The 26615-nt window shown below is 66.7% G+C and carries 25 protein-coding genes; 21 read left to right on the top strand and 4 right to left on the bottom strand.

Annotation, left to right across the window (positions count from 1 at the left end):
• Window positions 1-4 precede the first annotated feature (4 nt).
• From BLQ28_RS23260 to BLQ28_RS23225, 8 genes are all read left to right on the top strand, one after another.
• Complete coding sequence (locus BLQ28_RS23260; RefSeq protein ID WP_093245539.1) at window positions 5-385, top strand: dihydroneopterin aldolase; 381 nt, start codon at window positions 5-7, stop codon at window positions 383-385.
• A 52-nt stretch (window positions 386-437) separates the two neighbouring features.
• Complete coding sequence (gene ttcA / locus BLQ28_RS23255) at window positions 438-1370, top strand: tRNA 2-thiocytidine(32) synthetase TtcA (protein WP_093245051.1); 933 nt, start codon at window positions 438-440, stop codon at window positions 1368-1370.
• Window positions 1371-1418: 48 nt separating this feature from the next.
• Window positions 1419-2051 (top strand): DUF4136 domain-containing protein, encoded by a 633-nt coding sequence (locus BLQ28_RS23250; protein WP_093245048.1) that lies wholly within the window; start codon window positions 1419-1421, stop codon window positions 2049-2051.
• A 31-nt stretch (window positions 2052-2082) separates the two neighbouring features.
• On the top strand, window positions 2083-2727 hold the full coding sequence (locus tag BLQ28_RS23245; protein WP_093245046.1) for a histidine phosphatase family protein: 645 nt from the start codon (window positions 2083-2085) through the stop codon (window positions 2725-2727).
• 211 nt (window positions 2728-2938) lie between these two features.
• The gene (locus BLQ28_RS23240) at window positions 2939-3649 is read left to right on the top strand and encodes a Crp/Fnr family transcriptional regulator (RefSeq protein ID WP_093245043.1); all 711 of its coding nucleotides are present in this window, start codon (window positions 2939-2941) and stop codon (window positions 3647-3649) included.
• A gap of 73 nt (window positions 3650-3722) precedes the next feature.
• Window positions 3723-4469, top strand: a complete 747-nt coding sequence (locus BLQ28_RS23235; RefSeq protein ID WP_176801204.1) for a 2OG-Fe(II) oxygenase — start codon at window positions 3723-3725, stop codon at window positions 4467-4469.
• Window positions 4470-4488: 19 nt separating this feature from the next.
• On the top strand, window positions 4489-5199 hold the full coding sequence (locus BLQ28_RS23230; RefSeq protein WP_093245038.1) for an AzlC family ABC transporter permease: 711 nt from the start codon (window positions 4489-4491) through the stop codon (window positions 5197-5199).
• On the top strand, window positions 5196-5471 hold the full coding sequence (locus BLQ28_RS23225; RefSeq protein ID WP_093245036.1) for a hypothetical protein: 276 nt from the start codon (window positions 5196-5198) through the stop codon (window positions 5469-5471). Before BLQ28_RS23230 ends, BLQ28_RS23225 begins: the two co-directional genes overlap by 4 nt.
• 82 nt (window positions 5472-5553) lie before the next feature.
• Here BLQ28_RS23225 and BLQ28_RS23220 read toward each other — a convergent pair whose 3' ends face one another.
• Both BLQ28_RS23220 and BLQ28_RS23215 read right to left on the bottom strand, forming a co-directional pair.
• Window positions 5554-8721, bottom strand: a complete 3168-nt coding sequence (locus BLQ28_RS23220) for an efflux RND transporter permease subunit (protein WP_093245033.1) — start codon at window positions 8719-8721, stop codon at window positions 5554-5556.
• On the bottom strand, window positions 8718-9872 hold the full coding sequence (locus BLQ28_RS23215; protein ID WP_093245031.1) for an efflux RND transporter periplasmic adaptor subunit: 1155 nt from the start codon (window positions 9870-9872) through the stop codon (window positions 8718-8720). The genes BLQ28_RS23220 and BLQ28_RS23215 overlap by 4 nt, the downstream gene beginning before the upstream one ends.
• Before the next feature lie 255 nt (window positions 9873-10127).
• Between BLQ28_RS23215 and BLQ28_RS23210 the strand changes: the two genes are divergently transcribed.
• From BLQ28_RS23210 to mdoH, 7 genes are all read left to right on the top strand, one after another.
• A complete protein-coding gene (locus tag BLQ28_RS23210) occupies window positions 10128-10586 on the top strand; it encodes a hypothetical protein (RefSeq protein WP_093245029.1) in 459 nt (152 codons plus the stop codon).
• Window positions 10587-10666: 80 nt separating this feature from the next.
• On the top strand, window positions 10667-12031 hold the full coding sequence (miaB, locus tag BLQ28_RS23205) for a tRNA (N6-isopentenyl adenosine(37)-C2)-methylthiotransferase MiaB (protein ID WP_093245027.1): 1365 nt from the start codon (window positions 10667-10669) through the stop codon (window positions 12029-12031).
• Window positions 12031-13458: a sensor histidine kinase gene (locus BLQ28_RS23200; RefSeq protein ID WP_093245024.1), complete on the top strand. Its 1428-nt coding sequence runs from the start codon at window positions 12031-12033 to the stop codon at window positions 13456-13458. The genes miaB and BLQ28_RS23200 overlap by 1 nt, the downstream gene beginning before the upstream one ends.
• 50 nt (window positions 13459-13508) lie before the next feature.
• A complete protein-coding gene (locus BLQ28_RS23195) occupies window positions 13509-14159 on the top strand; it encodes a hypothetical protein (protein WP_093245022.1) in 651 nt (216 codons plus the stop codon).
• A gap of 61 nt (window positions 14160-14220) precedes the next feature.
• The gene (locus BLQ28_RS23190) at window positions 14221-15609 is read left to right on the top strand and encodes a sigma 54-interacting transcriptional regulator (protein ID WP_093245019.1); all 1389 of its coding nucleotides are present in this window, start codon (window positions 14221-14223) and stop codon (window positions 15607-15609) included.
• 193 nt (window positions 15610-15802) lie between these two features.
• Window positions 15803-16006 carry a hypothetical protein gene (locus tag BLQ28_RS23185; RefSeq protein WP_093245017.1) on the top strand — a complete coding sequence of 68 codons (204 nt, stop codon included), beginning with the start codon at window positions 15803-15805 and terminating at the stop codon, window positions 16004-16006.
• A gap of 5 nt (window positions 16007-16011) precedes the next feature.
• A complete protein-coding gene (gene mdoH, locus BLQ28_RS23180; protein ID WP_093245014.1) occupies window positions 16012-18027 on the top strand; it encodes a glucans biosynthesis glucosyltransferase MdoH in 2016 nt (671 codons plus the stop codon).
• Window positions 18028-18077: 50 nt separating this feature from the next.
• Here the strand turns inward: mdoH and BLQ28_RS23175 are convergent, their stop codons facing one another.
• Window positions 18078-18698, bottom strand: coding sequence for a TetR/AcrR family transcriptional regulator (locus tag BLQ28_RS23175; RefSeq protein WP_093245011.1), 621 nt, complete (start codon window positions 18696-18698; stop codon window positions 18078-18080).
• 60 nt (window positions 18699-18758) lie between these two features.
• Here BLQ28_RS23175 and BLQ28_RS23170 point away from each other — a divergent pair, with 60 nt between their 5' ends.
• The 3 genes from BLQ28_RS23170 (at window position 18759) to BLQ28_RS23160 (ending at window position 22181) form a co-directional block, all read left to right on the top strand.
• On the top strand, window positions 18759-19793 hold the full coding sequence (locus tag BLQ28_RS23170) for an MDR family NADP-dependent oxidoreductase (protein ID WP_093245009.1): 1035 nt from the start codon (window positions 18759-18761) through the stop codon (window positions 19791-19793).
• Window positions 19794-20142: 349 nt separating this feature from the next.
• Window positions 20143-21045: an RNA ligase family protein gene (locus tag BLQ28_RS23165; protein WP_093245006.1), complete on the top strand. Its 903-nt coding sequence runs from the start codon at window positions 20143-20145 to the stop codon at window positions 21043-21045.
• Window positions 21042-22181 (top strand): AAA family ATPase, encoded by a 1140-nt coding sequence (locus BLQ28_RS23160; protein ID WP_093245004.1) that lies wholly within the window; start codon window positions 21042-21044, stop codon window positions 22179-22181. The genes BLQ28_RS23165 and BLQ28_RS23160 overlap by 4 nt, the downstream gene beginning before the upstream one ends.
• A gap of 63 nt (window positions 22182-22244) precedes the next feature.
• Here BLQ28_RS23160 and ffh read toward each other — a convergent pair whose 3' ends face one another.
• Window positions 22245-23633: a signal recognition particle protein gene (ffh, locus tag BLQ28_RS23155; RefSeq protein WP_093245001.1), complete on the bottom strand. Its 1389-nt coding sequence runs from the start codon at window positions 23631-23633 to the stop codon at window positions 22245-22247.
• 185 nt (window positions 23634-23818) lie between these two features.
• Between ffh and BLQ28_RS23150 the strand changes: the two genes are divergently transcribed.
• The 3 genes from BLQ28_RS23150 (at window position 23819) to BLQ28_RS23140 (ending at window position 26611) form a co-directional block, all read left to right on the top strand.
• Window positions 23819-24634, top strand: a complete 816-nt coding sequence (locus BLQ28_RS23150) for a cytochrome C assembly family protein (RefSeq protein ID WP_093244999.1) — start codon at window positions 23819-23821, stop codon at window positions 24632-24634.
• Window positions 24631-24897 (top strand): PP0621 family protein, encoded by a 267-nt coding sequence (locus BLQ28_RS23145; protein ID WP_093244996.1) that lies wholly within the window; start codon window positions 24631-24633, stop codon window positions 24895-24897. Before BLQ28_RS23150 ends, BLQ28_RS23145 begins: the two co-directional genes overlap by 4 nt.
• A gap of 400 nt (window positions 24898-25297) precedes the next feature.
• The gene (locus tag BLQ28_RS23140; RefSeq protein WP_371126707.1) at window positions 25298-26611 is read left to right on the top strand and encodes a two-component system sensor histidine kinase NtrB; all 1314 of its coding nucleotides are present in this window, start codon (window positions 25298-25300) and stop codon (window positions 26609-26611) included.
• Window positions 26612-26615: the final 4 nt, after the last annotated feature.

Here is a 26615-nt window from a genome sequence, read left to right as displayed (position 1 = left end):
CACCATGCCTACCACTCCCCACACCCACGGCCGCCAGACACTCACCCTGCTGGGCCTGCGCTTCGACGCGAACCTCGGCATCCTCGACCACGAGAAGGTCGCGCCGCAGCCGATCCAGGTCGATGCCGAGCTCAACCTCGGCGAGCAGCCGTTGCTGCCGAAAGACGACGATATCTTCCACGTGCTCGACTACGGCAAGGTGCGGCTCATCATCATCGACGAGTGCACCGCCGAGCACGTGAACCTGCTCGAAAGCCTGATCGGCAAGCTGGTGCAGCGCCTGCTGCAACTGCCCGGCGTGCTGGGCGTGCGCGTGAAGATCGCCAAGCTCGAAATCTTCGACGACTGCGAAGTGGCTATCCGCATGGAAGCCGGGGAATGGTGATCCAAGGCAAAATCGGGGCCCTTTCCCCCGATTTGCCTGAAGTAGCCCACCAATGAACGCCGTCTGGATCGACGAGGCGCCCGAAGCCGCCGCGACCGTCACCAACTCGCTGAAGATCGAACGCGAGACGCACAAGCTCGAAAAGCGCCTGTGCCGCGAGGTCGGCCGCGCGATCGTCGACTACAACATGATCGAAGAGGGCGACAAGGTCATGGTGTGCGTCTCGGGCGGCAAGGACAGCTACGCGCTGCTCGACATCCTGCTCAAGCTGAAGGCCCGCGCGCCGATTCACTTCGACATCGTCGCGGTCAACCTCGACCAGAAGCAGCCCGGCTTTCCCGAAGAGGTGCTGCCCAAGTACCTGAGCGACCTGGGCGTGGACTTCCACATCGAGAACCAGGACACCTACAGCATCGTCAAGCGCGTGATTCCCGAGGGCAAGACGACCTGCGGCCTGTGCAGCCGGCTGCGCCGCGGCATCCTGTACCGCGTGGCCGACGAGCTGGGTGCCACCAAGGTTGCGCTGGGTCACCACCGCGACGACATGCTGCAGACCTTCTTCCTCAACATGTTCTTTGCCGGCAAGCTGAAGAGCATGCCGCCCAAGCTGGTGAGCGACGACGGCAAGCACATCGTGATCCGCCCGCTGGCCTACGTGGCCGAAAAGGACACGGTGCGCTGGGCGCAGCACCGCGAATTCCCGATCATTCCTTGCACGCTCTGCGGCAGCCAGGAGAACCTGCAACGCAAGCAGGTCGGCGAGATGCTGCGCGAGTGGGACAAGAAGTACCCCGGCCGCGTCGAGAACATGTTCACCGCGCTGCAGAACGTGGTGCCTTCGCACCTGCTCGATGGAACGCGGCACGATTTCAAGGGTCTGAAGGCGACCGGCGTGGCCGACGACGAAGGCGACAAGGCTTTCGACACACCCTCTTTCGATCTGCTCTCCCAGGCACCCTCGGCCCTGCGCATCGTCCAGGGCTGATCCGGGCAACCCAGGGGAATTTTGGGCATCAATGCCCGGAGACCCTTTATGAAACGTGCGTTCCCCGCTCTTCTTTTAGTAGCAGTCGCGACCCTCAGCGGCTGCGCCACCTCCTGGGTGGTCGACAGCGACGTGAAGAGCTTCTCTTCGCTCGGCACCGTGGCGCCCGGCGCCACCTACCGCTTCGAGCGGCTGCCCTCGCAGCAGGCGGACACCGCCCGGCAGGATTCACTCGAAGCCATGGCTGCCGCCGCACTCGAAAAAGTCGGCCTGCGCCGCGACGACGCCAAGCCGCAATACAGCGCGCAGATCGGCGCCCGCGTGACGGCCGGCCTCTCGCCCTGGGCCGACCCGTGGCTCTACGACGGCCCCTGGGGCTATGGCTACGGCGGCTATGGCTACTACGGCCGCCGTTGGTATGGCGGCGGCTGGTACGGCAGCCCGGTGTTCATGCCGCCGGCGGCCAATCCCTGGTACGAACGCGAAGTCAGCATCGTGCTGCGCGAGACGGGCTCCAACCGCGTGGTCTATGAGACGCGCGCCCGCAACGACGGCCCGTACAACTCGAGCGCGGCCATCCTCCCGGTGATGTTCCAGGCCGCCCTGCAGGGCTTCCCCAATCCGCCGCCGGGCGAGCGCCGGGTGAACATCGACCTGTCGTCGCCGACCGCAAAGAAGTAAGCCAAGCAGCCCGCTTTTAAAATCCCAGCGGATGGAAGAAATCACCCGTTTGATCGCCGTGCGCCACGGCGAAACCGCCTGGAACGTCGACACGCGCATCCAGGGGCAACTCGACATCGGCCTCAACCCGACCGGCCTGTGGCAGGCCGAGCGCACCGGCCAGGCGCTGGCCGACGAGCCGATCCGCGTCATCTACGCCAGCGACCTTTCGCGCGCCTGGCAGACCGCCGAAGCCATCGCCAGGCCGCACGGCCTGACGGTGCAGCCCGAGCCCCGCCTGCGCGAACGCGCCTTCGGCCACCTGGAGGGCATGAGCTTCGCCGAGATCGAGGCCCAGCGGCCGATGGACGCCAAGCGCTGGCGCGAGCGCGATCCCGAGTTCGAGCCGGTTGGCGGCGAGAGCCTGCTGACCTTTCGCGACCGCATCACCACCGTGGCGTCGGAGCTGGCTGCGCGCCATCCGGGCGAGCTGGTCACGCTGGTCGCGCACGGTGGCGTGATGGACGTGCTGTACCGCGCCGCCACCCGTCAGGCCCTGCAGGCGCCGCGCACGTGGCAGCTCGGCAACGCGGCCATCAACCGCATGCTGTGGACGCCCGAAGGCTTCAGCCTTGTCGGCTGGAGCGATACCGCCCACCTCACGGCGGACGACACGCTCGACGAAACGACGACCTAGCGGGTCGTGGCACACAGCGACCTTGCCGCGCACAGGGTCGTTGCTCGCCCGTCGAAGCTGACGCCACGCTACCCTCCAGTAGCGCCATGGCTGCGACCTGAAGGGCTCGAGTGGGCCTGACTGGTTTGCGCCAGGCGCAAGGAGCGAGGGGCCGGACGCCGACTGGATCGGTGCCGACGCATCAGCAATCGATACAGAAGCAATCTTCTGAATGAAAAGAATAAATTCCGAATCCTCGGCGTATGCCAGTTGGGACGCCTCGCTGGCGCTCTCGACCCCATGGATCGAAGCCACGCATCTGGGCAACGTCGTCAGTTTGGCGGCCGGGGACGTGCTGGCCCGAGAAGGGGAACGGCACAGTTATTTTTATCTTCTTCGCTCCGGATTTGTTCACTCGACCATCCAGCGAAGCAATGGCGCCGAATTTCTGCTCGAGATATTCGGGCCGGGCGCAATTTTTGGCGAAGGCCCGGCGTTCGCCAACAGGCCCCGCCCGACGACGACACGGGTGGTGGCGCCTGCGGTCCTCAGCCGCTATCTCCCGGCGGATATCACCCGAAAATTTTCCACCATGCCCGAGCTTGCGGCTTCGCTCATTCAACTCCTCGGCTTCAAGAATCACATGATTGTTGAAAAGCTGGCAGGCGTTGCATCGGCTGCGCCCAAAGAGCGGGTGGTCGATTTGCTTTTGCGTATTGCGCGATTGCAATCGAACAGTGAATTTCCTTCAATGCAGGAATCGGGGAATTTTCAGGTCGATCTCACGCACGAGAAAATTGCTGCAATGACCGCATTGAGTCGAGTCACCGTGACAAGAACGCTGAACCTGCTGTCGAAAGAAGGCGTCATTGAGACGCGCGCAAAGCAGGTGATCATCCACGATGCTTCTGCGCTACGCCGTTTGCATTACAAAAATAGTTGACTTCCTGTATCTCTGGATACCACGAAAACCCTAACTTGACGCCATTATCCTCTTCACAATCCAAGAGGAAATGATGGCAGAGTTGAACAGCTGGGTGGTTGAGGATATCAACCGCACAACGCCGAACCTCTCGGCGATAAAGAAATTTTCAACCGGAGACCGCGCAGGTCTGCGATTCGAGAATTTTCTACACGAATATCAAATTGACCTGATATTGCATGCCATTTCAGAAATTGGCATCGAATATTACGAGGGCGACGACAAAGCGGGCGGTGTCGTCCGCAAAGGAAAGCTCGGCCCCAATTTCTTCCGATTCAAATCGGATCAAGACGAATATTTTCGCCGGACACGAATTTTTGAAGAAATATTCGACCAGCGCATTCTTGGCCTCGTCAATTTCTTCCCGCGTGTCCAGGAGGTGGCATCGAAGATGTTCTCCCTGGGCCACGGCGTCGCCGAGCACCAGGGCAGCCGCATGATGAACTTCACGGTGCGCGTCTTGCCTGAGGCACCGATTCATCGGGACTGGATGCCGGGCGAAGACACCGGGCTTTCATTTGCGCCGCAAATCAAAGAGCAGTTTGCGTGGAACATTTATCTCAAGACACCCAAGTCCGGAGGGCAGACGCGCATTTATAAAGAGCAAGACCCTGCGCTTGTCGGCGAAGAAAGCGAGCATTTCGAAGTTGCTCCCCGCGTTGGAGATTTGATCATCTTCCGCACCACGCAGGCACATGAGGTATTGCCAAGCGACGGAGATCGGCTGACCTTGTCCGGGTTTTTCGGAACGACCCCTGAAAAACTTCTGTTCTGGATATAAGCCGAACACAAGGGTTTTGATGCAAAAATCCCTGTCCGCCTCCATGGGAGTTTCGCATGGCTGGATTGCGGCGCTTCCTTTCATTCCCAAGGTATTGGTATTTGGCCTGATTGTCGGCGTTGCCAGCAAGAATGCCGATTGGTCTTTGGGTGAATTGGTTTTTGCTGCGTTGAGCGTCAATGCGGCCACTGCCCAATTGGCCGCGCTTGAATTCAATAATTCCGCGCACATTGGCGCACTGATTGCATTGACGGTCGGGCTCAACACAAAGCACCTTATTTTTACGGCCTCGCTCTGGCCTTACCTGAAAAATTCCAGCAAGTGGCGCGTGTGGCTGGCGGCGGCCATGGTCACCGACAGCAGCTGGACCGCATGTCACATTGCCGCCCAGCGCGGCCCGATCAACGCCAACTTTGTTCTGGGAAATGCCTCTGCGCTGACCTTGGCGTGGACGGCTGGCTGCATCGCCGGATTCCAGTTCGGCGCCATCTTCACGCAGCAGATGCTGTATCGCTTCGGCATGGATGCACTGGTTCCGCTCTCGATGGCGCTGCTGCTGCCCATCGGCCTTCGAAAGAACCCTCACCAACTGACGCCGGTCGCCATCGGCGCCGTGGCCGGTTGGGTCTGCTGGTGGCGAACCGACCAGCAAGCCGCGGCCGTGCTGGTGGCTGCCCTGGCCGGCATGGTGGCCACGCTGTGGATCAACAGGAGGAAGAGTCGGGCATGAATGCCATCCTCGTCATGGCCTTGGTCACGATCGCCATCCGCCTGTCGGGCCTGGGCGCCGCCCAATGGCTTTCGCGTTGGCCGGCGGCCGAGATTGCCTTGTCGAACGCCGGCCCCAGCCTGATGGCGGCTTATCTGCTGATCCAGATCTGCATCGCGCCCACCTTGCTCTTGCCCGTGGTCGTCACCATGGCGGTGGTGTGGCGCTTCGGAGGGCTGCAGATTGCCTTTGTCGCCGGTTGGCTGGCGCTCATGGCTGTACGCCATCTTTGAAGCCAAGGGCGGCGCCGGCGCCGCAACTGCCTGACGGCTACCGGGCAGTCCGCAGAATTACCTCAAGAAAGAACGCCGCGCCTCAGGCATGCGCCGCGGCATCTCCAGCCACGCCCGCCTCACCCTTCTTCGCCTCGCCCGGCAGATCGACCATCGGCCCCGTGCCGCTGTAGCGGTCGAGCGCCAGGTAGATCGCAGGCGTGATGTAAAGCGTGATCACCTGCGAGAAGATCAGCCCGCCCACCACGGCCACGCCCAGCGGCTGGCGCAACTCGGCGCCGGCGCCCAGGCCCAATGCGAGCGGCAGCGCGCCCATCAGCGCAGCCAGCGTGGTCATCAGGATCGGACGGAAGCGCAGCCGGCAGGCCTCGCGGATCGCATCGACCGGCTTCATGCCCTCGGTGCGCTGCGCGTCGAGCGCGAAGTCGATCAGCATGATCGCGTTCTTCTTCACGATACCGATCAGCAGCAGGATGCCGATGGTCGCGATCAGCGTCAGGTCGAAGCCGAAGAGCTTCAGCGAAATCAGCGCTCCCACCGCCGCCGACGGCAGACCCGCAAGAATCGTCAGCGGGTGGATGTAGCTTTCGTACAGCACGCCCAGCAGCACATAGATGACCAGCACCGCCAACACCAGCAGCACGGCCTGGCTCGACTGCGAACTCTGGAACACCGCCGCATCGCCGCCGTAGGTGGTGATGATCGAAGGCGGCATCTTCAGCTCGTCCTTGAAGCGGTCGATCTTCGCGGTCGCGTTGCCCAACGGCACGTCGGGTGCGAGGTTGAACGACACCGTCACCGCCTGCAACTGGCCCTGGTGGTTGACCGAGGTCGGCCCCACGGTGCGCTTGACGGTCGAGAAGGCCGACAGCGGCACCAGCCGGCCGGTGGTGCTGCGTACCGACAGGCGCGCGACGTCGTCCTCGAACTGGCGGTCGTCGTCGGCCGCCGAAAGAATCACCTGGTAGGTGTTGCTCGCGGCGTAGATGCTGCCGATCTGACGGTCGCCATAGGCGTTGTAGAGCGCGGTGCGCAGGTCACCCACGGCCACGCCGAGCACGCCGGCCTTGTCGCGGTCGATGTCGAGCGTGGCCTGCAGGCCGCGGTTCTGCGAGTCGCTGGTCACGTCGCGGAAGGCCGGGTCTGCGCGCATGCGTTCCATGAGCTTCGTGGACCACGGCACCATCTCGCCGGCGTTCACGCTCTGCAGCGTGTACTGGAAGCGCGCCTTGCTCTGGCGACCACCCAGGCGCAGGTTCTGCACCGGCTGCATGTAGACGGCAATGCCCGGGATCTCGCGGAAACGCTGGCGCAGGGATTCGAGCACCTTCGACATCTGCGGACGTTCGCTGCGCGGCTTGAGCACCGCGAACAGGCGCCCTGAGTTCTGCGTGGCGGTCGGGCCGCCCACGCCGACGAAGGAGCTCACGTAGTCCACGCTCGGGTCGGCCTGCAGCGCGTCGGACACACGGGCCTGCAGCGCCTTCATGGCGGTGAACGAGATGTCTTCGGCGGCCTCGGTCGTGATCTGGATCTGGCCGATGTCTTCCTCGGGGAAGAAGCCCTTGGGAATGGTGACGAACAACCAGCCGGTGACGACGAAGGTCAGGCCCGCCATCAGCAGCATCAGGTTGCGGTGTCCCAGCGTCCAGTCGAGCGAGCGCATGTAGCTGCCGTGCACCGCGCGGTAGCCGCGCTCGAAGGCGCGGCCGATGGCGGTGCCCGGCTCGGGATGTTCTTCTTCATGGTCCATCGCGCCCTCTTTCCGGGGCACGTGCTTGAGCAGCCGACTCGCGAGCATCGGCACCAGCGTGAGCGACACGATGGCCGACACCAGAACCGCCAGCGCCACCACCACCGCGAACTCGTGGAACAGGAGGCCGATCACGCCCGGCATGAAGAAGATCGGGATGAACACGGCCACCAGCGAGATGGAGATCGACACGATGGTGAAGCCCACCTCGCGCGCCCCGCGCAGCGCCGCTGCAAAGGGCTCCATGCCCTTCTCGACGTAGCGCATGATGTTTTCGAGCACCACGATCGCGTCGTCCACCACCAGGCCCACGGCCAGCGTGATGCCCAGCAGCGAGACGTTGTCCAGGCTGTAGCCGAAGGCGTAGAGCAACGCCACCGCGCCGATCAGCGAGATCGGAATGGTCGCCGCCGGGATCAGCGTCGCCACCAGCCGGTGCAGGAAGAGAAAGATCACCAGCACCACCAGCGCGATCGTGCCCAGCAGCGTGAGCTGCACGTCGTGCACCGCCTCGCGGATCGAGAGCGAGCGGTCGTTCACCATCTGGATCTCGACCGACTGCGGCAGCTCGGCCTTGAAGCGCGGAATGAGCGCGCGCACCGCGTCCACCACCTGCACGGTGTTGGCATTGGGCTGGCGCTGCACGGCCAGCGAGATCGAGTCCTGGCCGTTGAAGCTGCTCGATGTCTTGACCGACTCGAAGCTGTCTTCGATGGTCGCCACTTCATCGAGCCGCACTGGCGCGCCGTTGCGCTGGCCCACGATCAGCTTGGCGAAATCGGCCGCCTTCACCAACTGCCGGTTGGCCTGGATGGTGAGCGTCTGGCGCGGGCCGTCGAGCGTGCCGACCGGCGTGTTGGCGTTGGCCGAATTCACGGCCTTGGCCAATTCGTCGAGCGTGATGTTGCGCGCGTTGAGCAGGTCGGCGTTGGCCTTGATGCGCACGGCAAAGGCCTTGCGGCCGTACACGCCCACCTGCGCCACGCCATCGATGGTCGAGAGCGTGGGCGAGATCAGGTTCTCGGCGTAGTCGTTGAGCTCCGACGGGTTCATCGACGGCGAGATCAGCGCAATGAACAGCACCGGCGCATCGGCCGGGTTCACCTTGCGGTACGAGGGCAGCTGCGTCAGCTCCTGCGGCAACTGGCGCTGGGCGCGCAGCAGCGCGGCCTGCACGTCGACCGCGGCGGCGTCGATGTCGCGGCTGCTCACGAATTCGAGCGTGAGCGAGGTCACGCCCTGCGTGTTGACCGAGCTGATGGTCTGCAGGCCCGGGATGGTCGAGAACTGCTTTTCGAGCGGCAGCGCAACCGAACTCGCCATGGTGTCCGGGCTGGCGCCCGGCAACTGCGCATTGACGTTGATGACGGGCGTGTTGTAGCTGGGCAGCGCCGCCACCGGGATGCTGAAGTACGCAAAGATGCCGATGACCACCACCGCGGCCGACAGCAGCACCGTCATCGCCGGACGACGGATGCAGAGCTCCGAGATGTTCATGCGCGTTCCCGCACGGGCTGGGCGTCGGACGATGCCGCGCTGCCGGGCGTGACGCCCGTGGTGCCATTCGGGGCGGCCGGTGCCGCCTTGGCGTCGACGCGAACCTTGCCGCCGGGGCGCACGTTCTGGCTGCCTTCGATCACCACCTGCTCGCCCGGCGCCACGCCGCTCACCGCGACCTTGGTGCCGAAGGTGTGCAGCGCCTTGACCTTGCGGCGCGTGGCGGTCCTGGATTCGTCGACCACATAGAGCGAGGTGCCGTCGGCCAGCATCATCAGCGCCGCGGCCGGCACCACGGTGGCGCCATCGAGCGTGCGCACCGTGATGCGGGTGCCGACGAACTGGCCGGGCCAGAGGCTCTGGTCGGCGTTGGTGAACACGGCCTTGGCGCGCACGGTGCCGATCTGCGGATCCACGGTGTTGTCGACGAAGTCGAGCGTGCCGCTGAGGGGCTCCTTGCGTCCGTTGACGACGGCCTCGACCTTCGAGCGGGTGCGCGAGGCGGCCAGCAGGTCTTGCAGGTTGCCCTCGGGCACCGGGAAGCTCACGGCAATCGGGTCGAGCTGCGTGACCGTGACCAGCGACAGCGTCGGCTGCACCAGCGTGCCCGGGTAGATGTTGACGGCGCCGATGCGCCCCGCAATGGGCGCACGCAGCGTGGCATAGCCCAGCGCCACCTGCGCCGACTGGACGGCGGCGCGGTCGGCGGCGACGGCGGCGCGCTGCGCATCGAGCTGCGACAGCGTGGCGTCGGCCGCGCTCTTGGCGATGAAGTTCTGCGCCACCAGATCCTGGCTGCGCTTGTACTGGCGCTCCAGGTCGGCCAGGGTGGCCTCGTCTTTCTGCTGCTGGGCCCGGGCGCGCGCCAGGTTGGCCTGGTCGTTGCGGTCGTCCAGCGTGAACAGCAACTGGCCCGCCTTGACGAACTGCCCTTCCTTCACGTGCACCGCGCTCACCGTGTTCGTGACCTGCGGGCGCAGGTCGACGCTGTTGAGGGACACCACGCTGCCGTTGACCTGCACCGTCACCGGCACGTCCTGCTTTTCGGCGGTGGCCAGCGTCACGAGCGCGGGCGCGCCGCCACCGGCCGGGGCACCGCCGGCGGCGGTCGGGGCCTTGTCGTTCTTCGCGGCGAGCTTGTTGCCGGACATGCTCCACCACCCGCCTGCGACGGCTACGATCAACACACCCGCAAGGGCAATGGCAACATTCTTTTTCATGGGGTTCTTGTGCACTTTGGGCTGACAAAGGCTATTGGAGCAGTGGCCGCCCCGCGCTGTCGATGGGCACCGTAAAGAAATGTAAAGCAATGAACGAATTCCGCCCGGCCTCACCCACTGTGTCCGCGCGATAGACAGACCCCCGGTCGTTAAAATCGCGCGCTGCACAGCCTCTGGATATACCCCATGAACCGCTGCAAGAAACCCACGAACACTCTCACTTTCATAGCGCTTTGCGCAGCGGTCGCAGGCGCCGCCGGTCTTTTCTCGCTCCAGGCCAGCGCCCAGGACGAGGTGCCCCGCCCGCAGACCCAGAACGAATCGCTGGTCGGCGGCCGCAACTTCCCCATCGGCACCCTGCGCGGCAAGTTCACGGTGCTCAGTGCGCCCGACGTCGAACTCGACGGCAAGCCCGACCGCCTGGGGGCCGGCGCGCGCATCCGCAGCGCGCAGAACATGCTGGTCATGCCGGGCGCCATCATCGGCCAGCGCTACCTGGTCAACTACACGCGCGACGCCGCCGGGCTGCTGCGCGAGGTCTGGATCCTCACGCCCGAAGAAGCCTCGGCCAGCCGCGAGTCGCTGAACAAGCCGTTTCTGAATGTCTGGCCGTTCACCTCGAACGACACCGTCAACACGCAATAAGAAAAGCCGGCGCGGGCCTTGTGTTCCGCGCCGCGCCCGCCGTGCCCTCCTTTTCGCGCAGGGCCATGAAAGAGATCCCCATGAAAAAAGTATTCATCAAGACCTTCGGCTGCCAGATGAACGAGTACGACTCGGACAAGATGGCCGACGTGCTGAACGCCGCCCAGGGCTACGAGCCGACGCAGAACGTGGACGAGGCCGACCTGATCCTCTTCAACACCTGCTCGGTGCGCGAGAAGGCGCAGGAGAAGGTGTTCTCCGACCTCGGCCGCGTGAAGCACCTGAAGGCCAAGGGCGTGAAGATCGGCGTGGGCGGCTGCGTGGCGAGCCAGGAAGGCGAAGCCATCATTGCGCGCGCCCCGTACGTCGACATCGTGTTCGGCCCGCAGACGCTGCACCGCCTGCCCGAGATGCTGAACGACCGCGAGCGGCTGGACCGCCCGCAGGTGGACATCAGCTTTCCCGAGATCGAGAAGTTCGACCACCTGCCGCCGGCACGCGTCGAAGGCTCGACGGCTTTCGTGTCGATCATGGAAGGCTGCTCCAAGTACTGCAGCTACTGCGTGGTGCCCTACACCCGCGGCGAGGAAGTGAACCGCCCGCTCGACGACGTGCTGGTCGAGATCGCCGGCCTGGCCGACCAGGGCGTGCGCGAGATCACGCTGCTGGGCCAGAACGTGAATGCCTACCGCGGCAAGATGGGCGACACCGCCGAGATCGCCGACTTCGCGCTGCTGATCGAATACGTGGCCGAGATCCCCGGCATCGAGCGCATCCGCTACACCACCAGCCACCCGAACGAGTTCACGCCGCGCCTGATCGAGGCCTATGCCAAGGTGCCGCAACTCGTGAGCCACCTGCACCTGCCGGTGCAGCACGGCAGCGACCGCATCCTGATGGCCATGAAGCGCGGCTACACCGCCATGGAATACAAGAGCACGGTGCGCAAGCTGCGCGCCATCCGCCCTGAACTGGCGCTTTCCAGCGACTTCATCGTCGGCTTCCCCGGCGAGACCGACGAAGACTTCGCCAAGATGATGAAGCTGATCGACGACTGCCAGTTCGACAACAGCTTCAGCTTCATCTTCAGCCCGCGCCCCGGCACGCCGGCCGCCGCGCTGCACGACGATACGCCGCACGAAGTCAAGCTCGCGCGGCTGCACACGCTGCAGGCCGTGATCGACGGCAACGTCAAGCGCTTCGGGCAGGCGCTGGTCGGGACCACCCAGCGCGTGCTGGTCGAAGGCGCCTCGCGCAAGGACGCGAACGAGCTGATGGGCCGCACCGCCTGCAACCGCGTCGTCAACTTCGAGGGCGACGCGCGCCTCGTCGGGCAAATGACCGACCTGCGCATCACGCGCTCGCTGGCGTACACGCTGCGCGGCGAAGTCCTGACGCGCGAATCGTCGACGACGACGGCAGCCACGGCCGCGCTCGCCCACTGATGGCGAAGCGGCCATCCATACGGGGCTCGTTCCAGCAGCTCCTGCTGTTCGCGTTCCTGCTGATCACCGCGCTGCTGGTCGGCGTGGCCCTGCGCTCGGTGCTGCAGTACGACGTGCTGATGACGCAAAGCCGCGACGCGGCCGCGCGCGCGCTGCGGCTGTCGGGTGCGTCCCAGTCGCTGGCCGAGCGCAGCGCGGCGATGGAGCGCGCCGGGCGCCAGTCGCTGGTGCTGAACGACGCCGTGCTGCGCCGCCGCTTCGACGACGCCGCGCGCGAGGCGCACCAGGTGCTGGAGCGCTTGGAAAAGAACGGCCTCGCGCCCGCGGGCATCGAGATGTGGCGCTCCCAGCTGGGCGTGATCGAAGGCCTGATGAGCGGCAGCGCCGACAGCGCCCTCACGCGCGAAAGCACGATGGCGATGCAGTTCCGCGAGCTCGACGCGCTCAACACCAACCTTGCGCAGCAGGCGCAGTTCCTGATCGAAATGCAGAACGATGCGCTGGCCAAGCGCATCGAGAACGCGCGCCGCCGGCTGATGCGCGAAGTAGTCGCCGCCAGCGTGCTGGCGGTGGTGCTGGCGCTGGCTTTCGGCATCTGGCTCGCGCGCCCCTTCAAGCGGCTCGAAAACGCCATCGTCGGCCTGGGCCAGAACCGGCTGGACGAACCCATCGACATCCGCGGCCCGGCCGACGTGCGGCGCGTGTCGCAGCAGCTCGAATGGCTGCGGCTGCGCCTGACCGAGCTGGACGCCGACAAGGCGCGCTTTCTGCGCCACGTGTCGCACGAACTGAAGACGCCGCTGGCGGCGCTGCGCGAAGGCGTCTCGCTGCTCGAAGATGGCGTGACGGGTCCGCTGAACCCGGCGCAGCTCGAGGTCGCGCAGATCCTGCAGCAGAACACCGTGTCGCTGCAGGGGCAGATCGAGGCGCTGCTGCGCTTCAACGCCGCCGCGTTCGAGGCGCGCGAACTGCGCCGCGAGCGCACCGAGCTGCTGCCGCTGATCGAGGAACAGATCGAGGCGCAGCGCCTGCAGTGGCAGTCGCACGGGCTGCGCGTGCGCGCCGAGGGCGAGCCGATCACGACCACGGTCGACCGCGCCAAGCTCGGCACGGCCATCGCCAACTTGCTTTCCAACGCGATCCGCTTCTCGGCCAGCGGCGGCGTCATCACGCTGGCGGTGTCGGGCACGCCGGAGGCGGTGTACATCGACGTCAACGACGCCGGCCCGGGCATTGCCGATGGCGACCGCGACCGGATCTTCGAGCCCTTCTTCCGCGGCGAGCGCCAGCCCGAGCACACGGTGAAAGGCACCGGCATCGGACTTTCCATCGTGCAGGAGTACATTGCAGCCCACGGGGGCCGCATCGCCTTGCTGCCTGGCGGGCCCGGTGCACGCTTTCGCATCGAACTGCCGCGCACGGCCTGAGCACCCGGCACCCCATCCGAAACACCGCCTCGCGTCCCTTTCTTCGACCCATGTCTTTTTCGTTCGTCCGCAGTTCCACCTTCGCCGGGGCGATGACCGTGCCTTTCGTCCTGCTGCTGGCCGCCTGCGCGATACAGCCCAAGCCGCCGGCCGAGGCCGATGCCCTGCCGCCGCCGACCGTCATGCCGCGCGTGATGCCGGTCGAGGCCGAGCCCAAAGCGCCCGCCACGCAGCCGGCCTCGCTCTTCACGCTGATGACGCAGGGGCCGCTGGCGGCCATGCTGTCGTACGCCGACAAGGTGCGCCCGCTGAACGGCGCCGACCTGAGCGCCGAGATCGCGCGCATCGGCGACCCTGGCGACTCGCCCACCACCCAAATGCAGCTCGCGCTGCTGCTTTCGCAGACGCGCGTGCCCGCGGACCTGGCGCGTGCGCTGGGGCTGCTGCAGCGCGTGATCGCCAACCCGGCCCCCGAAGCCCAGGCCCTGCACCCGCTCGCGCGCACGCTGGCCGCCCGCTACGTGGAGCAGCGCCGCGTCGAGGACGACCGCGACAAGCAGGTGCAGCAGCTGCGCGACAGCCAGCGCCGCATCGACCAGCTCAACGACCGCATCGAAGCCCTGCGCGCCATCGAGCGCAGCTTCGCGCGGCCCAACACCACCGTGCCGGCAGTGCCCAACGGAACCCGGCAAAACCCATGAGCACCGCACGGTCGCCCGCAGCCGCTCGCACCGCAGTGCACAACAGCACGGAGGTTCTTGAATGAGCACGCCAGGCGCCCGTCTCCTCGTGGTCGACGACGACCCGGACATGCTTCGGCTGCTCTCGATGCGGCTGGTGTCGGCGGGCTACCAGGTCACGGCCGTGACTTCGGCCGAGACCGCCCTCACCCAGCTCGAAATCGAGCATCCGCAACTGGTGCTGAGCGACGTGCGCCTGCCCGGGCGCGACGGCCTCGCACTGTTCGACGAGATCCGCAAGCGCCACCCCTCGCTGCCGGTGATCCTGCTCACGGCGCACGGCACCATTCCCGATGCGGTCGAGGCCACGGCACGCGGCGTCTTCACCTACCTCACCAAGCCCTACGACGCGCGCGAGCTGCTCGACAAGATCGCACAAGCGCTGGCGCTCGGTGCGCCGGCCGCCACGCCAAGCAAGGCCGGCGACGACAGCTGGCGCTCGGAAATCGTGAGCCGCAGCAACCGCATGGCCGAGCTGCTGGCCGAGGCACGCATGGTCGCCAAGTCAGACGCCTCGGTGCTGCTGCGCGGCGACTCGGGCGCCGGCAAGGAGCTGCTGGCCCGCGCCATCCACAAGGCCAGCGCGCGCGCCGACAAGCCCTTCGTGGCCGTCAATTGCGGGGCGATCCCCGAGGCGCTGCTCGAGTCGGAACTGTTCGGCCACATGAAGGGCGCCTTCACCGACGCCCACGCCAACCACAAGGGCCTGTTCCAGCAGGCCGACGGCGGCACGCTGCTGCTCGACGAAATCGGGGACATGCCGCCCGCGCTGCAGGTCAAGCTGCTGCGCGTGCTGCAGGAGCGTGCGGTGCGGCCGCTGGGCGCGAGCCAGTCGATCGAGGTCGACGTGCGCATCGTCTCGGCCACCCACCGCGACCTCGACGCCGCGATGGAAGCGGGCCAGTTCCGCGAAGACCTTTACTACCGCCTGAACGTGGTGACACTCACGCTGCCGCCGCTGTCCGCGCGGCGCGAAGACATTCCGCTCCTGGCCAATCACTTCCTGCAGCGCCTGTCGACCAAGTACGGCAAGCGGCTGTCGGGCTTCGCACCCGAGGCGCTGAAGGCGCTCACCACGGCGGCATGGCCGGGCAACGTGCGCCAGCTGTTCAACGTGGTCGAGCAGGTCTGCGCGCTGTCGAGTTCACCGCTGATCCCGCTGGCGCTGGTGCAGCGTGCGTTGCGCGTGCCGACGGTCGAGGTCCAGACCTATGCCGAGGCCAAGCAGCGTTTCGAGCGCGATTACCTGGTCGGCCTGCTGAAATTGACCGACGGCAACGTGGCCGACGCAGCCCGTCTGGCCGACCGCAACCGCACCGAGTTCTACCGCCTGCTGCAGAAGCACGAGCTCACGCCGGGGCACTTCAAAGCCGACGTTGTCGCCAATGGCAGCGACCCTGTCGCCGAGTAGCGACGCCCCTAAGTCGTTGATTTAAAAGGCCAATCCCCACCAGTCGCCATGGCTTGTCGGGATTCGGCGACAAAAACAGGGGTTTTGGGCCCCTCCGGCCGGCTCCGGCGGCCGAAACGGCACCCGAAGCTCCCCAAGTCGTTGATCTGAAAGCGTTTTTCCAGCCTGGCACAGGGTTTGCCCCTGTACAGGCATGACAGCACTCACCAGCCCATCTTTCGCACTGCGCCAGCAGCGCGACGGCCTGCGTCAAAAGCAGTTTTCCTCCTTGCGGCCCCGTGCCGCGGGCCATTCGCTGGCCGCGCTCGCAAGCGCTGGCGGCGCCGCCACGGACTGCGTCTTCAAGCGCCTTCCGGCCATTGGCGACACCCCTTCGCTCGACAAGCAACGTTGGTAAATCGCATGAAGCCGAACGACTTCTCCCAACTGAACGTGCTGGCCGATACCGATTTTTCGCACCGCAGCCCGGTTCGCGAAGAACGCCACCCCAACGCGGTCACCGCACCTCCCGTCAATCGCGGTTCGATGACGCCCCGCCCCTGGCGCGGTTTCTGGAACAGCCTGGGCACCGCCGCGCTGGTGAAGCTCGGCGCGGGCCGCTCGGCCGATGCCGCTGAAGGCACCGAATCCGCCCAACAGGTCAAGCAGCCGTGGCAACGCGCCGCGGCGCAGCGCCGCCTGGCTTTCATGCTGCTCACCGTGCTGAGCACCGTGATCGCCTCGACGCTGTTCGCCAGCGTGCAACCCGACTACGACAACGTCTGGCTCGAATACGGCCAGATCGGCCTGTACGGCCTGCTGTCGGGCTGGGTCGTGACCGGCTTCGTGACCGCCCTCATGGGCTTCTACGTCTCGGTGCGCGGTGACAAGCATGCGCTGTCGGCCAAGCAGGTCGCCAACCACCCGATGAACCCCGAGGCACGCACCGCGATCATCATGCCGATCTGCAACGAAGACGTTGCCACGGTGTTCGCCGGCCTGCGCGCCACCTGCGAATCGGTCGCGGCCACCGGCCACGCCAGGCAGTTCGACGTGTTCGTGCTGTCCGACAGCTACAACCCCGAGACCGCCGCCGCCGAGCGCGCCGCCTGGGAAGACCTGCGTGCCGCCCTGGCCGAAAGCCCGAACCAGCCGCAGGTCGAGGTCTACTACCGCCTGCGCACCCGCCGCACGCACCGCAAGGCCGGCAACGTGGCCGACTTCTGCCGCCGCTGGGGCAAGGACTATCGCTACATGGTCGTGCTCGACGCCGACTCGGTGATGAGCGGCGACTGCCTGACCTCGATGGTCAAGCTGATGGAAGCCAACCCCACCGCCGGCATCATCCAGACCGCGACGCAGGCCATCGGCCACGTCACGCTGCACGCCCGCGCACAGCAATTCGCTTCCCGCGTGACGGGCCGCCTGTTCACGCTGGGCATGCAGTTCTGGCAACTGGGCGAATCGCACTACTGGGGCCACAACGCGATCATCCGCGTCGAACCCTTCATGAAGCATTGCGCGCTGGCCCCGATCAAGGGCACCGGCGGCATGTCGGGCGGCATCATGTCGCACGACTTCGTCGAAGCCGCACTGATGCGCCGTGCCGGCTACAACGTGTGGCTGGTGTCCGACCTGGTCGGCAGCTACGAACAGCAACCGCCGGACCTGCTGGCCGAACTGCAGCGCGACCGCCGCTGGTGCCAGGGCAACCTGCAGAACGCCCGCCTGATGGCCGAACCCGGCATCCACCCGGTGCACCGCGCGATGTTCGTGACCGGCACCATGGCCTATGTTTCCGCCCCGCTGTGGCTCGCGTTCCTGACGCTGGGCACGGCCCTGTGGCTCAGCGGTTCCAGCCTCGTGTCGAACTGGAGTGTGCTGCCCGCCGAACTGGCTGGCCTGTGGGTCTGGACCCTGTGCCTGCTGTTCCTGCCGCGCGTGCTGGGCATCGCTGCCGTGCTGATGCGCGGCGAGCAACGCCAGTACGGTGGCGTGTGGGGCCTGGTGAAGAGCTCGGTGCTCGAAAGCGGCCTCGCCATCGTGCAAGCCCCGGTGCGCATGCTGGCCCACTCGCTGTTCGTGGTGGTCGCCCTCACCGGCATCAAGCTCGACTGGAAGTCGCCCCCGCGTGAAGCCGCCGCCGTGCCGTGGAAGGTTGCTGCCTCGCAGCTGGCCCCCATGACGCTGGTGATCGCCGCGCTGGCCGTCGGCGTCGCGATGATCGACCCGAGCGCGCTGATCTGGCTCATGCCTGTCGGCCTGCCGCTGCTGCTGGCGATTCCGCTGACGGTGCTGACCAGCCAGATCGCGCTGGGCACTACGCTGCGCGACCGCGGCTTCCTGCTGATTCCCGAGGAATCGCGTTCGCCGGCCGTGCTGCGCCGCGCCTGGATGCATGCGCTGCGCCTGGCGCGCCCCGCACTGGCAACCGCCTGATGCGCTGAAAGCACTGCCTCACGAAAAGCCGGCCCCTGGGCCGGCTTTTTTCATGGTGCGCACACGTAGGCGCAGACCAGCAAAACCAACTCCTTCTTCAACGCTGGCGAGTCGAGCAGGCCGTTCAGCGCCGCGTGGTGCACGACGCCCTCGATTGCCGCGGAGACCACCTGCGCTGCGATGTCGTTGCGCCTGGCGCCGCGGCGCTTTCGATGCGTCGCGACGATCGCCTTGTAGTGCTGCAGGTACTGCGCATCGAACGCATCGTGGGCCGATCGGGTCTCTTCGCTGCGCGGCGTCTCTTCGAGAAGCGCCCGGTGAAGCGCAGGGTGCGAGCCATGAACGGCCAGCATGCCCTGGACCAGCGAACCGACGCTTTCTTCCAGCGGCCTTACGTCTTCGCTCGCGGCCTGCAACACGCCGAGCACGTCGTCGAAATGACGGCGCCTGAGGGCTTCGATCAACGACAGCTTGTTGGGAAAGTATTGATAGAGCGAGCCGATGCTCACGCCCGCTGCCTCCGCAACCTCGTTGGTCGTGAATCCGGCCCAGCCCCGCCGCCCCAAAACCTGAGTCCCGGCCTCGACGATGGCATCCACCGTGGCGCGGGAACTCGCTTGCTTCGGTGCTTTGCGCATCGTCTGGCCCATTGCGGCAATGCGAGTAGACATGGCAGCGCCCTCCATCAAAAAATATGAACACGAAGCTCACATTTTTGCAGGACGCCGTTCATGTCACCACTGCCGCACAGCAGCCGCGAAGTCCGGCTGAAGACCAAGCCCCGCAGCCTTCCCAGCGCGGAAGATTTCGAGATCGTCGAAGTTCCGTGCCCCGCTCCGGGCAGCGGCGACGTGCTGATCCGCAACCGCTGCGTCCGCGTCTCGGCGTCGTTGCGCATGATGATCAGCGAGGGTGCGGAGAACGTCGAAGGCATCCCGTTCCCGGCGTTGAACCCGGGCGACACGCTGGGCGGCGAGGCCATTGGAGAAGTGGTCTCGGCGCCCGAAGGCAGCGGCCTTGCGCCGGGCGACCTCGTGATGCACGTCCAGGGCTGGCGCGAATACGCCGCCGTGCCCGCTATCGACTGCACGCGCCTGGACCACGAAGAACTGCCGATGCCAGCAGCCCATCTTGCGCACGGCTGGACCGCCTACGCGGCACTGACGCGCGGCGTGCAGATCCAGTCGGGGGACACGGTGTTCGTGACCAGCGCCGCCGGCGCCATCGGGTCGATGGCTGGCCAGATCGCCCGACTGCTGGGCGCCGGCCGGGTCATCGGCAGCACGGGCTCGCGGGACAAGGCGGACCGGCTGACCGACGAACTGGGCTATGACGCCGCCGTGGTCCGCGGCGCCGGGCCGATCGTCGATCAACTGAAGGCCGCAGCGCCCGATGGCATCGATGTTCTGCTCGACAACGTCGGAGGCGAGCAGTTGGAGGCGGCCGTCGCCGTGGCGCGCGAGAACGCACGCTTCGTGATCGTCGGCACGCTGTCCGGGCAACTGGCGAGCCACGGCGCGGGCAGGACCGCACCGGTCGAGCTCGACTCGGTCCAGCTCCTGCTGAAGAAGATCGCGATGCGTGGATACAGCGCCGACGACGATCCGGATGCACGCGCCGAATGGAACCGCCAGTTCGGCGTCTGGCTGCGGTCGGGCCGCATCGTGTTTCCGCATGTGCTGCTCAAGGGCATCGCGCAGGCGCCCGAAGCTTTGCAGGAGGTCGCGCGCGGGCGGTACTTCGGAACCGTGCTGGCCGAGTTGTAGGCGACTGCGAAGCGCCTGCCTTGCGCTGGCGCCCTGCCGTACAAGCGGCCCTCCAGACGTTTCGGATTGCAAGTTTTTTGCGCCCGTTGATCCAGCCCGACCGTGCGTGGCTAGAATCGCGCACTTCTTTTTCAACCCACGGATCCCTCGATCCCCTGGAGCGCCAAGTGCCCCGATTCGCCGTCATCACTCTCTGACGCCGACAACACCACTTCACTGGTCATGTCGGGCGCCAAGCTGCGTTCCCCGCTGACCAGACACGGCCTTCACGGCCGACGAAGTCGACCCACTTTCCCAGCTTCGCTCCCGCACGTTGTCGGTTCTTCCTGATTTGCATCTGGAGAACAACGTGTTCCCTCTCTCTTCTTCTCTTTCGTCGATTCCGCTGCTCAAGTACCCGCGTACTGCGCATCTGGAAGGCTCGCGCCTGCAGGCCGGCGACAGCGACGCCGGCCAGACGCCGTTGTCAGCGCTGCACGGCCAGCATGCCGTCATTGAGGAAAAACTCGATGGCGCCAACGCAGCCGTTTCCTTCACATCGGCCGGTGAACTGCTGCTGCAATCGCGCGGCCACTACCTCGCGGGCGGCGCGGGCGAGCGCCAGTTCAACCTGTTCAAGCACTGGGCCGCGGCACACGAAGCCGCGCTGCTGGAGCGGCTCGAAGACCGGTACGTGATGTACGGCGAGTGGTGCTTTGCCAAGCACAGTTGCTGGTACGACCGGCTGCCGGCCTTCTTCCTGGAGTTCGACATCTACGACCGGCAGGCGCAGCGCTTCCTGTCGACGCCCGCGCGGCATGCGCTGCTTGCCGACGGCCCGGTCATGTCGGTGCCCGTGCTCTACGAGGGCGAGATGCCGATCCACGCGAAGGCATTGCGCGCGCTGGTGCGGCCTTCGCTCGCGCGCAGCACCGGCTGGCTCACGGCCTTCGAGCAGGCGGTGGCGCACGAAGGCCAACCGCTCGATCTCGTGCGCCAGCAGACCGACCTGTCGGACCTCGCCGAGGGCCTGTACATCAAGACCGAATCGGACGGCGAGGTGACGGGCCGCTACAAGTGGGTGCGGCCGGATTTCGTGCAGACCATCCTCGACTCGGGCTCGCACCACAGCCGGCGGCCCGTGTTGCCCAACCAGCTCGCGCCGGGCGTCGACCTCTATGCGCCGACACCGAGCCTGCGCTGGGAAGACCTGGGCCTGCACACGCTGCGCGACTCTGCCGCGCTGACGACAACCACAAGGAGGCCGCGATGACCGAAGACGATCTGCGCGCGCTGGTTCCCTCGCCCGCGCAAGGCTATGACTGGGCACAGTGCTGCGAGCTGCTGCCGGAATTGCTGCGTCTCGAAGAAACGCCGCAAGACCCGTACTACCACGCCGAGGGCAACGTCGGCATCCACACGCGCATGGTGCTCGACGCACTGATGCAGGACGCGCATTACCAGCGCGCCGATGCCAATGGCCGCTTCGTGCTGTTCATGGCCTGCCTGCTGCACGACATCGCCAAGCCCGACACCACGGTGATCGACGAGGCCAGTGGCCGCATCGGCCAGCCGGGCCATTCGCGGCGCGGTTCGGTCGACGTGCGCGTGCTGATGTGGAAGGCCCGCGTGCCCTTCGCATTGCGCGAGGCCGTCTGCCGGATCATCGCCGTGCACCAGGTGCCGTTCCACGCCTTTGCCTCGCGCAAGGGCGTGCGGCCCGAATGGCTGGTGCACAAGCTCTCGTGGGAGTTGAGCCTGCCCGACCTGTGCTGCGTGGCGCGCTGCGACATGCTCGGGCGCCACTACGAAAAGCGCGCGGACAGCATGGCCGACATCGCGCTCTTCGAGCAGTTGGCACAGGAAGAAGGCTGCTGGGACGGCCCGCGAAAGATGGCCGATGCGCACACGCGCCTGGCCTACTTCCGAGGCGCCGACACGAGCCCCGACTACCCGCTGTTCCAGACGCCGGGCTCACGGGTGACGGTGATGTGCGGCCTGCCCGCGAGCGGCAAGAACCACTGGGTGGCGCAGCATCGCAAGGGCTGGCCGGTGGTGTCCTTCGACGATGCGCGCGCCGAGCTGGGCCTCAAGCACGGCGAGAACGATGGGCTCGCCGCGCACCATGCGGTCGATCAGGCCAAGGCGCTGCTGCGCAAGCAGGAGCGTTTCGTCTGGAACGCGACGCACCTGAGCCAGCAGATGCGCACCAAGACACTGGACCTGCTCTGGGCGTACCACGCGCAGATCGAGCTGGTGTACCTGGAAGTGCCGCATGCCGAGCTGATGCGCCGCAACCGCGAGCGCGACACCACGCTGTCGAACGCGGGCATCGAGCGGATGCTGCATCGCTGGGAACTGCCGGCACCGGTCGAGGCGCACCAGACGGTCTACGACGTGCAGAGCTGAAAACGACGAAGCCCGCCGGGGATTGCCCCGGCGGGCTTCTGTGTCTCTATATATGTACGGGCTCTAGAACGGCAGCTTCGGACCGCCGGGGCCACCCATGCCGCCCATTCCCTTCATGCCGCCCATGCGCTTCATCATCTTCATGAGGCCGCCGCCCTTCATCTTCTTCATCATTCCCTGCATCTGCTCGAACTCGTTGAGCAGGCGGTTCACTTCCTGAACCTGCACGCCGGCGCCGGCCGCGATGCGGCGCTTGCGCGTGGCCTTCAGCAGTTCGGGCTTGCGGCGCTCCAGCGGCGTCATGCTGTTGATGATCCCTTCCTTGCGGCGAATGTCGCGCTCGGCGCGGGTCATGTCGGCTTCGGTCGCCTTGGCGGCCATCTGTGCAGGCAGCTTGTCCATCAGGCTCGACAGGCCGCCCATCTGCTTCATCTGCTGCAGCTGGCCCAGGAAGTCGTTGAGGTCGAAGCCCGCGCCGCTCTTGACCTTGGCCGCCAGCTTTTGCGCCGCCGCCACGTCGACGCCGGCCGTGACCTGCTCGACCAGCGCGACGATGTCGCCCATGCCCAGGATGCGGCCCGCATGGCGCTCGGCATCGAACACCTCGAGGCCGTCGATCTTCTCGCTCACGCCGGCGAACTTGATCGGCACGCCCGTGACTTGCCGCACCGACAGCGCCGCACCGCCGCGCGAGTCGCCGTCGGTCTTGGTCAGGATGATGCCGGTGAGGGGCAGCGCCTCCTTGAAGGCCTTGGCGGTATTGATCGCGTCCTGGCCCTGCATGGCATCGACCACGAACAGGGTTTCGACCGGATCGAGCGCCGCATGCAGCTGCTTGATTTCGGTCATCAGCACTTCGTCGATGGCCAACCGGCCGGCCGTGTCGACCAGCAGCACGTCGAAATAGTGGCGCTTGGCGTGGTCGAGCGCGGCGCGCGCGATGTCCAGCGGCTTCTGGTCGGGCGTGCTCGGGAACCACTCGGCGCCGGCCTGCTTGGTCACGGTCTTGAGCTGCTCGATGGCGGCCGGCCGGTACACGTCGCCCGACACCGTCAGCACCTTCTTCTTGCGCTTCTCGATCAGGTGCTTGGCCAGCTTGGCGGTGGTGGTTGTCTTGCCGGCGCCCTGCAGGCCCGCCATCAGGATCACCGCCGGCGGCTGGGCCGCGAGGTTGATGTCCGAGACGCCTTCGCCCATGGTGGCGGCGAGCTCGCGGTTGACGATGCCGACCAGCGCCTGGCCCGGCTTGAGCGAGCCCAGCACTTCCTGGCCCAGCGACTTTTCCTTCACGCGGGCGACGAAGTCGCGCACCACGGGCAGCGCCACGTCGGCTTCCAGCAGCGCCATGCGCACTTCGCGCAGCATGTCCTGCACGTTGCTTTCGGTGATGCGCGCCTGGCCGCTCATCGTCTTGACGAGGCGGGAGAACTTTTCTGTGAGGGCGGTGGCCATGAAAGAGATGCCTTGCTGCCCGCCGCAGCGGGTCATTGGAGAGTCGTGAACCTGAGATCGGCCGTTTACTGCCCCTTCGGGAGACACCGAGGAACCGGCTTTGCCGGGCCTCAGGTGTCGCCCCCGGTGAGGGGGTTGGCGCTGCGACACGAAGTGCGCAAGCCTGGGGGAGATAAACTCCACCGATGATTTTAGCGATCCCCTCCCCACTCGGCGTGGCGCTGGGCATCGCCACTGCGGCGGCCTACGGTTTTGCCGCCGCCGCGGGCGCCCGGCTGAGTCGCCAGACCACCCAGTGGGCCCTCGGAATTGCATGGCTTTTGCATGCGGCGGTGCTGGCGCACGGACTGATCGGGAGCGAGCCGCGCTTCGGTTTTGCGCCTGCGCTCTCGGTCACCGCCTGGCTGGTGCTCACTGTCTACGCGGTCGAAAGCCGCATGTATCCGCAACTGAAGGTGCGGCGCGCGCTCGCCTGGCTCGGGGCGGCCGCCGTGCTGCTGGCCATCCTGTTTCCCGGCACGCCGCTGCACGTCACCGCCTCGCCATGGCTGCCCCTGCACCTTGCGCTGGGCATCGCGTCCTATGGCTTGTTCGGCGCGGCCGTCGTCCACGCCTGGCTGATCACCCGGGCCGAAAAGCAGATCCGCCTTGCCAGCGGCTCGCCTCCCGAAGGCGGTGTACCGCTGCTCACGCTCGAGCGCCTGACTTTCCGCTTCGTGACCGCGGGCTTCGTGCTGCTGTCGGCCACGCTGCTCGCGGGCCTGCTGTTCACCGAGCAGTTGTACGGCGCCGCAGGCCGCGCCTGGAAGTGGGACCACAAGACGACGTTCTCGGTGCTCGCCTGGGTCACGTTCGCGGTCCTGCTGATCGGGCGCGCGCGCTTCGGCTGGCGCGGCCGCACGGCGCGGCGCGTGCTGTACGCCGGCTCGGCCCTGCTGCTGCTGGCCTACGTGGGCTCGCGCTTCGTGCTCGAGGTGGTGCTGGCGCGTCCTCCCGTATGAAGTACCTCCTTGTCCTCGCCGTGCTCTGGGTCGCGATCTGGCTCTGGCGCAAGAACCGCCGCGAGGAAATGCGCGACGCGCAGCGCGAGCGCACGGCCAGGGCGCAGCGGCCGCCCGGCGCGCCCTCGGTCGGCCCGCCGCAGGCCATGGTGCGTTGCGCCCATTGCGGCCTGCACCTGCCCGCAACCGACGCGATCGCCGGCCCCGGCGGCACAGTCTATTGCAGCGTTGCGCACCGCCAGGCCGGCGCGGCGCCGGGCTGATCGCGCACCACCTCTCATGAGCGCCCCTCTCTGGTCGCGCGGCGAGCCGGTCACCGACTGGGACATGCTCGAAAAGGGCCGCGGCGAAAGCACGGCCCTGCAACGGCTGTGGCGCGGCTTCATGGTCGCGCGCTGCTTCATCGCGCTGGTGCTGGTGCTGCTGCAGTGCGTGGCGTTCGCGCTCGGGCAGGCGATGCAGCCGGCGGCCATCGCGATCTCGGCCAGCTACCTCGTCGCCTGCTGGCTGGGCATGCGCTACACACGCTTCGTGCCGCCGATCCGCGGCTTCACCCCGCTCTGGCTGCTGACCATCGGCGTGGACCTCGCCGCCTTCACGTCGCTGCAGATGATCCAGGGCGGCAGCGTCAACTACACGCCGCTGTTCGCGTTGCCGGTGCTCATGAGCGCGGTGCTCGGCACGATGACCGTGAGCCTGGGCACCACGGCCAGCGTCACGCTGCTGCTGCTGGCCGATGCGGGCTGGCACTGGCTGCAGCAGCCGGTCGATTCTTCCGGGCGCTTCGTGCAGGCGGCGCTCACGGGCACCGGCCTCTTCGTGGTGGCCTTGCTCGCCCACGAACTGGCCCGCCGCCTGACGCGCGAGGAAGCCGTGGCGCAGCGCAACCGCAGCAGCGCGCAGATGCAGGCCCAGGTCAACGACCTGGTGATCGAGACGCTGAGCGAAGGCGTGCTGGTGATCGACGCCGAGGGCCTGGTGCACGCAGCCAACCCGGCGGCCGACGCGATCCTGGGGCAGGGTTTGTCGAAGCTGCCCTTGCCGTTCGCGCTGCACGCGCAGCCGGCCTGGCACGCGCTGGCCGCCTTGGCGCGCCAGACCTTCGCGCGCCGGACGCCCCAGTCCGAAGAAATCCCGGTGGCGCAGGCGCGCGGCGCCGCGCGCGAGGTGCGCGTGCGCACCCGGCTCACGCCCACCAGCGACCGGCACGTCGACAGCCTGTGCGTGATGTTCCTGCAGGACCTGCGCGAACTCGAAGCCCGCATCCGCACCGAAAAGCTGGCCGCGATGGGCCGCATGTCCGCCGCCGTCGCGCACGAGATCCGCAATCCGCTGGCCGCCATCACCCAGGCCAGCGCGTTGCTCGCCGAAGACCTGACCGACCCCGCGCACCGCAAGCTCACAAGCATGGTGCAGCACAACGCCCAGCGGCTCGCCCGCATCGTGGACGACGTGCTCGACGTCTCGCGGGCGCGCCAGCAACGCGTGCTTTCGCTCGGCGAGCAACTGGTGCTCGACCCGGCGGTGCAGGTGCTGGCCGACGAATGGGTGCGCCAGACACAACGCCAGGGCGTGCTCATCGCGCTCGACGCCCCGCAGAGCGACGTGCGCTTCGACGCCGAACACCTGCGCCGCCTGATGGTCAACCTGCTCGACAACGCCGCGCGCTATGCCGGCAAGCGCGAGGGCTCGATCCAGGTGCTGACGTCGCTGCATCGCGGCACCACCCAGCGGCCCAGCCTGATGGTCTGGAGCGACGGCGCGCCGCTGGAACCCGCGGTGAAGCGGCACCTGTTCGAGCCCTTCTTCTCGTCCGAGAGCCGCTCGAGCGGGCTCGGCCTGTTCCTGTGCCGCGAGCTGTGCCGGCGCCACGGCGCCACCATCGGCTACGAGCGGCGCGCCCTCGTGCCGGGCGGCCCCGAGGGCAACGAATTCTTCGTCAGTTTCGCCGCCAGCGAAAACCGGCTGACACAATAGCGCC

It is taken from the genome of Variovorax sp. EL159, from assembly GCF_900100965.1.
Classification (GTDB): Bacteria; Pseudomonadota; Gammaproteobacteria; order Burkholderiales; family Burkholderiaceae_C; genus Variovorax.
The sequence above is the reverse complement of the archived record's forward strand: the minus strand, read 5'-3'. Positions and strand labels throughout refer to the sequence as shown.

What these genes read in the sequence shown, in the direction of transcription:
- BLQ28_RS23260 (WP_093245539.1), top strand. Translation starts at nt 5, where the DNA reads ATGCCTACCACTCCCCACACCCACGGCCGCCAGACACTCACCCTGCTG.
- ttcA (WP_093245051.1), top strand. Translation starts at nt 438, where the DNA reads ATGAACGCCGTCTGGATCGACGAGGCGCCCGAAGCCGCCGCGACCGTC.
- BLQ28_RS23250 (WP_093245048.1), top strand. Translation starts at nt 1,419, where the DNA reads ATGAAACGTGCGTTCCCCGCTCTTCTTTTAGTAGCAGTCGCGACCCTC.
- BLQ28_RS23245 (WP_093245046.1), top strand. Translation starts at nt 2,083, where the DNA reads ATGGAAGAAATCACCCGTTTGATCGCCGTGCGCCACGGCGAAACCGCC.
- BLQ28_RS23240 (WP_093245043.1), top strand. Translation starts at nt 2,939, where the DNA reads ATGAAAAGAATAAATTCCGAATCCTCGGCGTATGCCAGTTGGGACGCC.
- BLQ28_RS23235 (WP_176801204.1), top strand. Translation starts at nt 3,723, where the DNA reads ATGGCAGAGTTGAACAGCTGGGTGGTTGAGGATATCAACCGCACAACG.
- BLQ28_RS23230 (WP_093245038.1), top strand. Translation starts at nt 4,489, where the DNA reads ATGCAAAAATCCCTGTCCGCCTCCATGGGAGTTTCGCATGGCTGGATT.
- BLQ28_RS23225 (WP_093245036.1), top strand. Translation starts at nt 5,196, where the DNA reads ATGAATGCCATCCTCGTCATGGCCTTGGTCACGATCGCCATCCGCCTG.
- BLQ28_RS23220 (WP_093245033.1), bottom strand. Translation starts at nt 8,721, where the DNA reads ATGAACATCTCGGAGCTCTGCATCCGTCGTCCGGCGATGACGGTGCTG.
- BLQ28_RS23215 (WP_093245031.1), bottom strand. Translation starts at nt 9,872, where the DNA reads ATGTCCGGCAACAAGCTCGCCGCGAAGAACGACAAGGCCCCGACCGCC.
- BLQ28_RS23210 (WP_093245029.1), top strand. Translation starts at nt 10,128, where the DNA reads ATGAACCGCTGCAAGAAACCCACGAACACTCTCACTTTCATAGCGCTT.
- miaB (WP_093245027.1), top strand. Translation starts at nt 10,667, where the DNA reads ATGAAAAAAGTATTCATCAAGACCTTCGGCTGCCAGATGAACGAGTAC.
- BLQ28_RS23200 (WP_093245024.1), top strand. Translation starts at nt 12,031, where the DNA reads ATGGCGAAGCGGCCATCCATACGGGGCTCGTTCCAGCAGCTCCTGCTG.
- BLQ28_RS23195 (WP_093245022.1), top strand. Translation starts at nt 13,509, where the DNA reads ATGTCTTTTTCGTTCGTCCGCAGTTCCACCTTCGCCGGGGCGATGACC.
- BLQ28_RS23190 (WP_093245019.1), top strand. Translation starts at nt 14,221, where the DNA reads ATGAGCACGCCAGGCGCCCGTCTCCTCGTGGTCGACGACGACCCGGAC.
- BLQ28_RS23185 (WP_093245017.1), top strand. Translation starts at nt 15,803, where the DNA reads ATGACAGCACTCACCAGCCCATCTTTCGCACTGCGCCAGCAGCGCGAC.
- mdoH (WP_093245014.1), top strand. Translation starts at nt 16,012, where the DNA reads ATGAAGCCGAACGACTTCTCCCAACTGAACGTGCTGGCCGATACCGAT.
- BLQ28_RS23175 (WP_093245011.1), bottom strand. Translation starts at nt 18,698, where the DNA reads ATGTCTACTCGCATTGCCGCAATGGGCCAGACGATGCGCAAAGCACCG.
- BLQ28_RS23170 (WP_093245009.1), top strand. Translation starts at nt 18,759, where the DNA reads ATGTCACCACTGCCGCACAGCAGCCGCGAAGTCCGGCTGAAGACCAAG.
- BLQ28_RS23160 (WP_093245004.1), top strand. Translation starts at nt 21,042, where the DNA reads ATGACCGAAGACGATCTGCGCGCGCTGGTTCCCTCGCCCGCGCAAGGC.
- ffh (WP_093245001.1), bottom strand. Translation starts at nt 23,633, where the DNA reads ATGGCCACCGCCCTCACAGAAAAGTTCTCCCGCCTCGTCAAGACGATG.
- BLQ28_RS23150 (WP_093244999.1), top strand. Translation starts at nt 23,819, where the DNA reads ATGATTTTAGCGATCCCCTCCCCACTCGGCGTGGCGCTGGGCATCGCC.
- BLQ28_RS23145 (WP_093244996.1), top strand. Translation starts at nt 24,631, where the DNA reads ATGAAGTACCTCCTTGTCCTCGCCGTGCTCTGGGTCGCGATCTGGCTC.
- BLQ28_RS23140 (WP_371126707.1), top strand. Translation starts at nt 25,298, where the DNA reads ATGAGCGCGGTGCTCGGCACGATGACCGTGAGCCTGGGCACCACGGCC.